This window comes from Mycobacterium sp. NTMscope_Eco_3, from assembly GCF_976985685.1.
Genome location: NZ_CDRJYZ010000001.1, coordinates 1,012,577 through 1,024,548 on the forward strand (window position 1 = coordinate 1,012,577; position 11,972 = coordinate 1,024,548).

Below are 11,972 nucleotides of genomic sequence, written 5' to 3' on the forward strand. Positions count from 1 at the left end.
TGCCGTTTCGGCTAGCTCGGAGCATCCTTCCCGCCGCCCGGCTTCCAGAGCACATCGCCGTCTGGGTTGGCCACTCGCGACAGGATGAACAGCAGATCCGACAGGCGGTTCAGGTACTTCGCGGGCAGGACGTTGACCTGTTGCGGCGCCGCATCGACCGCCGCCCACGCCGAGCGCTCGGCCCGACGCACCACGGTGCGGGCGACATGCAGCAACGCCGACAACGGCGAACCCCCAGGCAACACAAAGGAATTCAGCTTCGGCAACGACTCGTTATATGTGTCACACCACTTTTCGAGCCGGTCGATGTAGGGCTGGGTGACCCGCAGCGCCGGATACTCGGGGTTTTCGACCACCGGGGTGGACAGATCCGCGCCGGCGTCGAAGAGGTCATTCTGGATCTGGCGCAATACGGCGCTGAGCTCGTCGCCGGGCTGACCGATGGCGACGGCGACGCCGATCGCCGAGTTCGCCTCGTCGCAGTCGGCGTAGGCCACGAGGCGGGGGTCGGTTTTGGGGACCCGCGAGAAGTCGCTCAATCCCGTGGTGCCGTCGTCGCCGGTCCGGGTGTAGATGCGAGTCAGGTGCACTGCCATGAGCAAAACGGTACTGCGGCGCGTAAAGGGGCCGGGACTTGCCTCGAGTGCTCGCTGCTCCGCACTCCGCTGCGCGGTGCGCATCGTCGCCACGTGGCCCCGATGGCTTGGCTCCTCCGCACTCCGCTGCGCGGAGCGCATCGTCACCACGTGGCCCCGATGGCTTGGCTCCTCCGCACTCCGCTGCGCGGAGCGCATCGTCACCAAGCTGGCCGACTGACAAGCCGATACCGCTTCACTAGACTGACGCGGATGGCTGAGCGATTCGTGGTGACCGGCGGCAACCGGTTGTCAGGCGAAGTCGCGGTCGGGGGCGCAAAGAACAGTGTGCTCAAGCTCATGGCCGCGACGTTGTTGGCCGAGGGCACCAGCACCATCACCAATTGCCCCGACATCCTCGATGTGCCGCTGATGGCGGAGGTCCTGCGCGGCCTCGGCGCAACCGTCGAACTCGACGGCGACGTCGCCCGAATCACCTCGCCCGACGAGCCGAAATACGATGCCGACTTCGCCGCGGTGCGACAGTTCCGGGCTTCGGTGTGCGTGCTGGGGCCATTGGTCGGTCGGTGCAAGCGCGCCCGCGTCGCACTCCCCGGCGGAGACGCGATCGGCTCGCGGCCGCTGGACATGCACCAGGCCGGCCTGCGCCAGTTGGGCGCGCAATGCAACATCGAGCACGGATGCGTGGTGGCGCAGGCTGATACGTTGCGCGGCGCGGAGATTCAGTTGGAATTTCCGTCGGTGGGGGCCACCGAGAACATCCTGATGGCCGCGGTCGTGGCCGAAGGCGTCACCACCATCCACAATGCTGCGCGCGAACCCGACGTCGTCGATCTGTGCACGATGCTGAACCAGATGGGCGCCCAGGTCGAAGGCGCCGGTTCGCCGACCATGACCATCACCGGCGTCCCGCGGCTACACCCCACCGAACATCGCGTCATCGGGGATCGCATCGTCGCCGCCACGTGGGGCATCGCCGCCGCGATGACCCGCGGAGATATCTCGGTCACCGGCGTCGACCCGGGGCACCTGCAGGTGGTGCTGCACAAGCTGCACGACGCCGGCGCCACGGTCACCCAAACGGAAAGCAGCTTCCGGGTGACCCAGTACGAGCGGCCGAAGGCGGTCAACGTGGCGACGCTGCCTTTTCCCGGGTTTCCCACCGACCTGCAGCCCATGGCGATCGCGCTGGCCTCGGTCGCCGACGGCACGTCGATGATCACCGAGAACGTATTCGAGGCGCGCTTTCGTTTCGTCGAGGAAATGATTCGGCTGGGCGCCGACGCCCGCACCGACGGGCACCACGCCGTCGTGCGCGGACTGCCGCAATTGTCGAGCGCGCCGGTGTGGTGTTCGGACATTCGGGCCGGCGCCGGCCTGGTGTTGGCGGGGCTTGTCGCCGACGGCGACACCGAGGTCCACGACGTCTTTCACATCGATCGCGGCTACCCGTTGTTCGTGGAAAACCTGGCGATTTTGGGAGCGGAGATCGAGCGGGTAGAGTAACCAAAGTCAGTGCCCCACAAGCGCGATCACCAACGCGAAGGTGGACGAGAGCGGGGCCTTGACTCCCTCGCTGGATTGGTACTAGCCTGGCACGGCTGCTCCCGACACGGTCTCTGGAAGACCAAAAACTGGGAGTTGACTCCACTGCCGGACTTGTATTAAGCTGGCAGGGTTGCCCCAAAACGGGCGAAACAAGTGTTGTTTGAGAACTCAATAGTGTGTTTGGTCTTTTTATTTGTTGTTGTTTTTTGGCCATACCTAACACCCCCCGTGTGTGGGTATGGCAATTTTTGATGCCAGTTTTTGGTGTCTTTTTGTTAGGTCAGATTTTCTCTGATTGTGAATTCGCCTCGTTCATCGAGGAGTTTTTGTTTGGAGAGTTTGATCCTGGCTCAGGACGAACGCTGGCGGCGTGCTTAACACATGCAAGTCGAACGGAAAGGCCCCTTCGGGGGTACTCGAGTGGCGAACGGGTGAGTAACACGTGGGCAATCTGCCCTGCACTTCGGGATAAGCCTGGGAAACTGGGTCTAATACCGGATAGGACCTTTAGACGCATGTCTTTTGGTGGAAAGCTTTTGCGGTGTGGGATGGGCCCGCGGCCTATCAGCTTGTTGGTGGGGTGACGGCCTACCAAGGCGACGACGGGTAGCCGGCCTGAGAGGGTGTCCGGCCACACTGGGACTGAGATACGGCCCAGACTCCTACGGGAGGCAGCAGTGGGGAATATTGCACAATGGGCGCAAGCCTGATGCAGCGACGCCGCGTGGGGGATGACGGCCTTCGGGTTGTAAACCTCTTTCACCATCGACGAAGGTTCGGGTTTTCTCGGATTGACGGTAGGTGGAGAAGAAGCACCGGCCAACTACGTGCCAGCAGCCGCGGTAATACGTAGGGTGCGAGCGTTGTCCGGAATTACTGGGCGTAAAGAGCTCGTAGGTGGTTTGTCGCGTTGTTCGTGAAATCTCACGGCTTAACTGTGAGCGTGCGGGCGATACGGGCAGACTAGAGTACTGCAGGGGAGACTGGAATTCCTGGTGTAGCGGTGGAATGCGCAGATATCAGGAGGAACACCGGTGGCGAAGGCGGGTCTCTGGGCAGTAACTGACGCTGAGGAGCGAAAGCGTGGGGAGCGAACAGGATTAGATACCCTGGTAGTCCACGCCGTAAACGGTGGGTACTAGGTGTGGGTTTCCTTCCTTGGGATCCGTGCCGTAGCTAACGCATTAAGTACCCCGCCTGGGGAGTACGGCCGCAAGGCTAAAACTCAAAGGAATTGACGGGGGCCCGCACAAGCGGCGGAGCATGTGGATTAATTCGATGCAACGCGAAGAACCTTACCTGGGTTTGACATGCACAGGACGCGTCTAGAGATAGGCGTTCCCTTGTGGCCTGTGTGCAGGTGGTGCATGGCTGTCGTCAGCTCGTGTCGTGAGATGTTGGGTTAAGTCCCGCAACGAGCGCAACCCTTGTCTCATGTTGCCAGCGGGTAATGCCGGGGACTCGTGAGAGACTGCCGGGGTCAACTCGGAGGAAGGTGGGGATGACGTCAAGTCATCATGCCCCTTATGTCCAGGGCTTCACACATGCTACAATGGCCGGTACAAAGGGCTGCGATGCCGCAAGGTTAAGCGAATCCTTTTAAAGCCGGTCTCAGTTCGGATTGGGGTCTGCAACTCGACCCCATGAAGTCGGAGTCGCTAGTAATCGCAGATCAGCAACGCTGCGGTGAATACGTTCCCGGGCCTTGTACACACCGCCCGTCACGTCATGAAAGTCGGTAACACCCGAAGCCAGTGGCCTAACCCTTTGGGAGGGAGCTGTCGAAGGTGGGATCGGCGATTGGGACGAAGTCGTAACAAGGTAGCCGTACCGGAAGGTGCGGCTGGATCACCTCCTTTCTAAGGAGCACCACGAAAAGCACTCCAATTGGTGGGGTGCGAGCCGTGAGGGGTTCTCGTCTGTAGTGGATGGGAGCCGGGTGCACAACAGCAAATGATTGCCAGACACACTATTGGGCCCTGAGACAACACTCGGTCGATCCGTGTGGAGTCCCTCCATCTTGGTGGTGGGGTGTGGTGTTTGAGTATTGGATAGTGGTTGCGAGCATCTAGATGAGCGCATAGTCCTTTGTGGCTGATGCGTTTATCAAAATGTGTAATTTCTTTTTTGGTTTTTGTGTGTAAGTAAGTGTTTAAGGGCGCATGGTGGATGCCTTGGCATCGAGAGCCGATGAAGGACGTAGGAGGCTGCGATATGCCTCGGGGAGCTGCCAACCGAGCATTGATCCGAGGATTTCCGAATGGGGAAACCCAGCACGAGTGATGTCGTGTTACCCGCATCTGAATATATAGGGTGCGGGAGGGAACGCGGGGAAGTGAAACATCTCAGTACCCGTAGGAGAAGAAAACAATTGTGATTCCGTAAGTAGTGGCGAGCGAACGCGGAACAGGCTAAACCGCACGCATGTGATACCGGGTAGGGGTTGTGTGTGCGGGGTTGTGGGAGGATACATCTCAGCTCTACCTGGCTGAGGGGTAGTCAGAAAGTGTCGTGGTTAGCGGAAGTGGCCTGGGATGGTCTGCCGTAGACGGTGAGAGCCCGGTACGCGAAAACCCGTCACCTACCTTGTATCAATTCCCGAGTAGCAGCGGGCCCGTGGAATCTGCTGTGAATCTGCCGGGACCACCCGGTAAGCCTAAATACTTCTCGATGACCGATAGCGGATTAGTACCGTGAGGGAATGGTGAAAAGTACCCCGGGAGGGGAGTGAAATAGTACCTGAAACCGTGTGCCTACAATCCGTCAGAGCCTCCTTGTGGGGTGATGGCGTGCCTTTTGAAGAATGAGCCTGCGAGTCAGGGACACGTCGCGAGGTTAACCCGTGCGGGGTAGCCGCAGCGAAAGCGAGTCTGAATAGGGCGCATCCCCTTTGGGGTGTAGTGGCGTGTTCTGGACCCGAAGCGGAGTGATCTACCCATGGCCAGGGTGAAGCGCGGGTAAGACCGCGTGGAGGCCCGAACCCACTTAGGTTGAAGACTGAGGGGATGAGCTGTGGGTAGGGGTGAAAGGCCAATCAAACTCCGTGATAGCTGGTTCTCCCCGAAATGCATTTAGGTGCAGCGTTACGTGGTTCACCACGGAGGTAGAGCTACTGGATGGCCGATGGGCCCTACTAGGTTACTGACGTCAGCCAAACTCCGAATGCCGTGGTGTAAAGCGTGGCAGTGAGACGGCGGGGGATAAGCTCCGTACGTCGAAAGGGAAACAGCCCAGATCGCCGGCTAAGGCCCCTAAGCGTGTGCTAAGTGGAAAAGGATGTGCAGTCGCAGAGACAACCAGGAGGTTGGCTTAGAAGCAGCCACCCTTGAAAGAGTGCGTAATAGCTCACTGGTCAAGTGATTGTGCGCCGATAATGTAGCGGGGCTCAAGCACACCGCCGAAGCCGCGGCACATTCACCGTACGGTGGATGTGGGTAGGGGAGCGTCCCTCATTCAGCGAAGCCTCCGGGTGACCGGTGGTGGAGGATGGGGGAGTGAGAATGCAGGCATGAGTAGCGATAAGGCAAGTGAGAACCTTGCCCGCCGTAAGACCAAGGGTTCCTGGGCCAGGCCAGTCCGCCCAGGGTGAGTCGGGACCTAAGGCGAGGCCGACAGGCGTAGTCGATGGACAACGGGTTGATATTCCCGTACCCGTGTATGGGCGTCCCTGATGAATCAGCGGTACTAACCACCCAAAACCGGATCGACCATTCCCCTTCGGGGGCATGGAGTTTCGGGGCTGCGTGGGACCTTCGCTGGTAGTAGTCAAGCAATGGGGTGACGCAGGAAGGTAGCCGTACCAGTCAGTGGTAATACTGGGGCAAGCCTGTAGGGAGAGCGATAGGCAAATCCGTCGCTCATTAATCCTGAGAGGTGATGCATAGCCGATTGAGGTGAATTCGGTGATCCTCTGCTGCCAAGAAAAGCCTCTAGCGAGCACATACACGGCCCGTACCCCAAACCAACACAGGTGGTCAGGTAGAGAATACCAAGGCGTACGAGATAACTATGGTTAAGGAACTCGGCAAAATGCCCCCGTAACTTCGGGAGAAGGGGGGCCGGAATACCGTGAACACCCTTGCGGTGGGAGCGGGATTCGGCCGCAGAAACCAGTGGGTAGCGACTGTTTACTAAAAACACAGGTCCGTGCGAAGTCGCAAGACGATGTATACGGACTGACGCCTGCCCGGTGCTGGAAGGTTAAGAGGACCCGTTAACCGTAAGGTGAAGCGGAGAATTTAAGCCCCAGTAAACGGCGGTGGTAACTATAACCATCCTAAGGTAGCGAAATTCCTTGTCGGGTAAGTTCCGACCTGCACGAATGGCGTAACGACTTCCCAACTGTCTCAACCATAGACTCGGCGAAATTGCACTACGAGTAAAGATGCTCGTTACGCGCGGCAGGACGAAAAGACCCCGGGACCTTCACTACAACTTGGTATTGGTGTTCGGTACGGTTTGTGTAGGATAGGTGGGAGACTGTGAAATACAGACGCCAGTTTGTATGGAGTCGTTGTTGAAATACCACTCTGATCGTATTGGACACCTAACGTCGAACCCTTATCGGGTTCACGGACAGTGCCTGGCGGGTAGTTTAACTGGGGCGGTTGCCTCCTAAAATGTAACGGAGGCGCCCAAAGGTTCCCTCAACCTGGACGGCAATCAGGTGACGAGTGTAAGTGCACAAGGGAGCTTGACTGCGAGACTTACAAGTCAAGCAGGGACGAAAGTCGGGACTAGTGATCCGGCACCCCCGAGTGGAAGGGGTGTCGCTCAACGGATAAAAGGTACCCCGGGGATAACAGGCTGATCTTCCCCAAGAGTCCATATCGACGGGATGGTTTGGCACCTCGATGTCGGCTCGTCGCATCCTGGGGCTGGAGCAGGTCCCAAGGGTTGGGCTGTTCGCCCATTAAAGCGGCACGCGAGCTGGGTTTAGAACGTCGTGAGACAGTTCGGTCTCTATCCGCCGCGCGCGTCAGAAACTTGAGGAAACCTGTCCCTAGTACGAGAGGACCGGGACGGACGAACCTCTGGTATACCAGTTGTTCCACCAGGAGCACGGCTGGATAGCCACGTTCGGACAGGATAACCGCTGAAAGCATCTAAGCGGGAAACCTTCTCCAAGATCAGGTTTCTCACCCTTTTAGAGGGATAAGGCCCCCCGCAGACTACGGGTTCGATAGGCCAGACCTGGAAGCTCAGTAATGAGTGCAGGGAACTGGCACTAACCGGCCGAAAACTTACCAACACACAATCGCAACCACAGTCCATTTCCGCGGCAATTTGCTGCGGAAAGCTTCGACACCGCACCCCTCCACCAAACAAATTTAAATAGAGTTACGGCGGCCACAGCGACAGGGAAACGCCCGGTCCCATTCCGAACCCGGAAGCTAAGCCTGTCAGCGCCGATGATACTGCCCCTACGGGTGGAAAAGTAGGACACCGCCGAACATACACAAAAACACCCCCGGCAACGGGGGTGTTTTTGCATTTGCGCCCAAAACCATTGGGGCGCCGGCATTTATAGACATATGTCGACGCGCGCGAGGGATCGCAGTGTGCGGTTTGCCTTGGCCGGCGACACGGGGTGCGCGGTGGGCGGACCACCGCGCAGCATCCGAACCTCCGTCGCCACACCGCGTGTCGACGTGCGCACGCAGCGCCCGTCTGGTCGATCGAACGTCGTTGCCCTGAACCGGGTCTCGACCAAACTACGAGGTGTCGCCGTCCGGCTATCCGGCAAACGGAGGGCGCGCCATCACCGTCGGACGGATCCCGTAGCGCGGGCCAGTGCCGGCCGAACTTCCGCCGACACCCGCCAGCGGCATCCCGCCCAACAGGTTTCCGGGCCCTGACGTGTCCGGGGTGGTGATGAAGCGGCTGACCGGAATTGATGATGCCCCAGAAGGGACCGCCGGGGTCGCGGCAGACCAGGTGGGCGGCACGGACAACCCACCGACCGGTGCTGCAGAAGCCAGGCTTGCCGATATGGCGCCCCCACCACCCGTGAGGCCGCGCAGCGACGCGCCAACGGTGGGCAGGGCCGCGGCAGCCTTGGCTCCCTCGCTGGCCGCCTTGGCGGCAGGCGCCAAACCCTTTGAGAGCGAGAGGAAATGGGTCGACATCCCGGTAACGCGATACATCATCGCGAGCGTGTTCTGCGCGGGGCTGGCGTATTCGGCCCACATGTCGAACACGGGATTCTGTTCGAGCACCTCGGTGATCGGCGGCGGCGGCGTGTTCGCCGCGGGCGACGCGAGCGCCTGCAGCGTGGGCGGTACCGAGGACAGCAGCTGCGCCTGCGTCGACTCTGCGCCGGCCGAGGTGCCGGCCGCCTGGGCGACCGAGGCGGCTTGCATGGCCTCGCCGGCCGGATTGGTGGTCTCCGTCGGCCGAGTGAACGGCGTCACTTGGGTCACCGGTGCGGCCTGGCCGGCGTACCCGTACATCGCGGTGGCGTCTTGCGCCCACATTTCGGCGTACTGCGCCTCGAGTTGCACGATCAGCGGCGTGTTTTGGCCCAGCACGTTGGTCGACACCGCCTGCGCGAGCTGGGTGCGGTTGGCTTCGATCAAAGGCGGGGGCACCGTGGCGGCAAACGCGGCTTCGTAAGCGCCCGTCGCGGCCCTGGCCGAGATGGCGGCCTGTTCGGCCTGCACGGCGGTGGTGCGCATCCACGTCACATAGGGTTTGGCAGCCTCGGCCATTTGTGCCGACGCGGGACCCATCCACTCTTCGCTGACCAGTTGCGTGATGATCGTGTCGTAGTCATTGGCTGCGGAATCCAACTCCGCGGCCAGCATGTTCCACGCCCATGCCGCGGCCATCATCGACGACGGGCCGGGGCCGGAATACATGCGCCCAGAATGGATCTCCGGGGGTAACGCTCCGAAATCCAGCATGTATCGCCCTCCTCAGCTGGACGCGGCGGCGTTGATGGCTTCGGTTGCCGCATACGAACCGGCGCCGAAGTGCAACATCCTCACGAAGCTGTCGTGAATCACCGTGGCCTGGGCGCAGACGGTCTGATACATCTGGGCGTGCGTGGCGAATTGGGCGGCAACCAGCACCGAGACTTCATCGGTCGCCGCGGGAACCACTCCCATCGTCGGCGCCGATGCCGCTGCATTCTGTGCGGCCAGCGCCGCGCCGATGGCAGCCAGGTTCTGGGCTGCGGCGGATAACGCTTCCGGCTGGGTGGTCACGAAGGACACGGTGAATTCTCTCCTCGCTGGTTCCGGTTTCAACGGTGTTGAACGGCCGCTAAAAGCCGCTCCTCCGCGAGGTTAAGTGCTGCGCGCCCAATAGTGTATGGGCCAAGACAAATGTTCATCTTCAGCTAGATTCAGTTCAGATTCGTGAACTATGACGTACATATATGTTCCTACGATCACATATGTGTACAAACGTCCACTCATGAAACACAGCCGCCGCGGCCGAAGAACGGCATCGCGTTCGTGACTCCCTCGCCGACGGTGTCGGCTGCGCCGGACGGTACCCGCGCACCAGTATCTGACCACAGTTTCGGGCGGCGTTGGTGTGCGTGTGACAGCCGTCGAAAAGACGAGGGGACCCATTAGTGGATTACGGGGCGCTTCCGCCGGAGATCAACTCCGGGCGGATGTACGTCGGCGCGGGTTCGGGGCCGATGCTGGCGGCCGCCGCAGCCTGGGACGGGTTGGCCATCGATCTGTACACCACGGCAGCCTCCTACAGTTCGTTGATCGCCGAACTCACGGGCGTGTGGGTGGGTCCGGCGTCGGCGACGATGGCCAACGCCTCGGCCCCGTACACGGCGTGGCTGACCGCGACCGCCGCACAGGCTGAGCAGACGGCCATCCAGGCGAAGGCCGCCGCGGGCGCCTATGAGGCGGCGTTCGCGATGACGGTTCCGCCACCGGTGATCGCGGCGAACCGCGCGCAACTGATGACGTTGATCGCAACGAACTTCTTTGGTCAGAACCTGCCGGCGATTGCTGCCACCGAAGCCCACTACGCCGAAATGTGGGCCCAGGACGCAGCCGCGATGTACGCCTACGCCGCGGCGTCGGCCGGCGCCTCAACGTTGACCGCGTTCGACCAGCCGCCGTCCACCACCAACCCGGCGGGGCAAGGGGGTCAAGCCGCGGCGGTCGCCCACGCGGCCGAAACAGCCGCCGAGACAAGCGCCCAGCCCGGTACGTCCTCGGGGCTGGCAAACTCCGGCTTAGCCGCCGGCGGAGCGGTGGAGGGATCCGCCGGGACAACCGGATCGTCCGCGTCGGAGTCCTGGAAGAAGTGGACAGGACTGTATACCAACCACCTTGGTATGGCCTACAACCACCTGGGCGACTGGGAGCACATGATGAAGATCTGGGAAGGCGTGGTGCCGGCCGCCGCCGACAGCAAAGGCCTGGCGGCCGCCGCCACCTTGCGCGGTATGGGTGGAACGCTGGGCGGTGGCCCGATGCCCTCGGGCGCGTCCTCGACGGTCTCGGCGGGTCTGGGCAGGGCGGCCACGGTGGGCCACTTGTCGGTGCCGCAGAGTTGGGCCGCCGCGGCTCCCGCGACAAGCGCGGAAACAGCGCCGCCAGCGGTCAGCAGCGTCGGCGCCGGCCCCGAAGCCAAGGGAAGCGGGTTGCTCCGCGGCATACCGCTGTCCGGCACGGGCCGGGGGGCCGGGGGCAAGATCGTCGGACAGCGGTACGGGTTCCGTCCGATGGTCGTGGCACGGCACGTGGTGGGCGGATAAACGCTCAGGTTGCCGAAGGCGCGGGGTGGCCTATTCGCCGGACGTGAACCAGGCGACCTTGGCCTGCCAAGATCGCGCGGATCCGTAGGCGAAGCCGATGGCGCTCAGGCAGGCGCACAACCAGACGGGCAAGGCGATATCGGTGCCCGCCCAGGCGGTGCCGATTTGAATCACGCTCGCCGCCACCCCGAATCCGGCCGAGATCAGGTAGAGGTCGACGGTCGTCGTGGAGCGGGGATCCGTTCGCAGGATCAGCAGCACTCGCCCGGCGTAGGAGAGGAGGTAGATCATCAGGGCGCCCAGGACCAGCCAATAGGCCAGCAGCCAGAAGTCGGCGGGGGCCGCGAAGAAGTCGAGGTGATGGCCTTCGTCGGCGATGACGAACAGCACCACCAGCAGCGGAACCGCGATGCGTAGCGGGCGCGTGACGTGCTTGCGCAACAGTTCGCTCTCGTGGGTTTCGTCGACCAGGCGGATGAGCCCGTGCCGGATGATCGCCGTCACCGCGAAGATCCAGCAGATGTGGCCGAGCAGATGTTGGACGTTCCACAGCCCGAAGATGCGGTGCAGCGGGGGTCCGAGCGCGGCCGCCGCCCAGTGCGACATCAGCAGCACGGCACAGCCATGCAGGGCGATGTTGCGGGTCGCGCCGGCCTCCCATCGGGAGCGCCAGGTGTCGCGTCGGATCCACAGGCTGCACGCGAGGGCGGCCAGGGTGGCGATGATCAGTGCGGTTTTGATCATTCAGACGGTCCCGGCAGTGCCGCTCATACGGGCGGACTGTTGGGATCGGGGCGAAGGTCGCGCAGCCTGGGCGGGCCGGCCTGGGACTCCAGGTACTCGGTGACGGAGTCGGGGTCGATCAAGCCATAGCGGACTTGCAGGTCAATCGGGTTCAACCCCAAATACTTGGCCGCCCTGATCAAGTTGTCGGCGGTGATCAGCCTGCCCTCGCGAGCCGCCTTGTAGTACGCGGACTTGCGGTAGCCGAACGCTTCGTAGACCTCGGTGGCCGCCAGGGGCCGACCGACCAGATACGGCAGCACCACCGCCGGATCCTTCGCACTGTCGTCCACAAATATGGACGATAGCGT

The 11,972-nt window shown here is 61.8% G+C and carries 7 protein-coding genes and 3 rRNA genes; 5 read left to right on the forward strand and 5 right to left on the reverse strand.

Features of this window, described 5'->3' with window-relative positions; genetic code table 11:
* Positions 1-11: 11 nt before the first annotated feature.
* Entirely contained in the window at positions 12-596 is a 585-nt protein-coding gene (locus AC0KTM_RS04870) for a cob(I)yrinic acid a,c-diamide adenosyltransferase (RefSeq protein ID WP_225326705.1), read from the reverse strand.
* Positions 597-848: 252 nt separating this feature from the next.
* Between AC0KTM_RS04870 and murA the strand changes: the two genes are divergently transcribed.
* The 4 genes from murA (at position 849) to rrf (ending at position 7,598) form a co-directional block, all read left to right on the forward strand.
* A complete protein-coding gene (gene murA, locus AC0KTM_RS04875; RefSeq protein WP_225326704.1) occupies positions 849-2,102 on the forward strand; it encodes a UDP-N-acetylglucosamine 1-carboxyvinyltransferase in 1,254 nt (417 codons plus the stop codon).
* Between the two features lie 369 nt (positions 2,103-2,471).
* Positions 2,472-4,003 (forward strand): 16S ribosomal RNA (locus AC0KTM_RS04880).
* 283 nt (positions 4,004-4,286) lie between these two features.
* Positions 4,287-7,395, forward strand: a 23S ribosomal RNA gene (locus AC0KTM_RS04885).
* 90 nt (positions 7,396-7,485) lie between these two features.
* Positions 7,486-7,598 (forward strand): 5S ribosomal RNA (gene rrf / locus AC0KTM_RS04890).
* The 16S, 23S and 5S rRNA genes sit together here, the layout of an rRNA operon.
* A 281-nt stretch (positions 7,599-7,879) precedes the next feature.
* Here rrf and AC0KTM_RS04895 read toward each other — a convergent pair.
* On the reverse strand, positions 7,880-9,049 hold the full coding sequence (locus AC0KTM_RS04895; RefSeq protein ID WP_275254638.1) for a PPE family protein: 1,170 nt from the start codon (positions 9,047-9,049) through the stop codon (positions 7,880-7,882).
* Between the two features lie 12 nt (positions 9,050-9,061).
* The gene (locus AC0KTM_RS04900) at positions 9,062-9,361 is read right to left on the reverse strand and encodes a PE family protein (protein ID WP_225326703.1); all 300 of its coding nucleotides are present in this window, start codon (positions 9,359-9,361) and stop codon (positions 9,062-9,064) included.
* 365 nt (positions 9,362-9,726) lie between these two features.
* Between AC0KTM_RS04900 and AC0KTM_RS04905 the strand changes: the two genes are divergently transcribed.
* Positions 9,727-10,878: a PPE family protein gene (locus tag AC0KTM_RS04905; RefSeq protein WP_472415084.1), complete on the forward strand. Its 1,152-nt coding sequence runs from the start codon at positions 9,727-9,729 to the stop codon at positions 10,876-10,878.
* Positions 10,879-10,908: 30 nt separating this feature from the next.
* Here the strand turns inward: AC0KTM_RS04905 and AC0KTM_RS04910 are convergent, their stop codons facing one another.
* Entirely contained in the window at positions 10,909-11,622 is a 714-nt protein-coding gene (locus AC0KTM_RS04910; protein ID WP_238957430.1) for a hypothetical protein, read from the reverse strand.
* Between the two features lie 23 nt (positions 11,623-11,645).
* Positions 11,646-11,954, reverse strand: coding sequence for a hypothetical protein (locus AC0KTM_RS04915; RefSeq protein ID WP_225326700.1), 309 nt, complete (start codon positions 11,952-11,954; stop codon positions 11,646-11,648).
* Positions 11,955-11,972 lie beyond the last annotated feature (18 nt).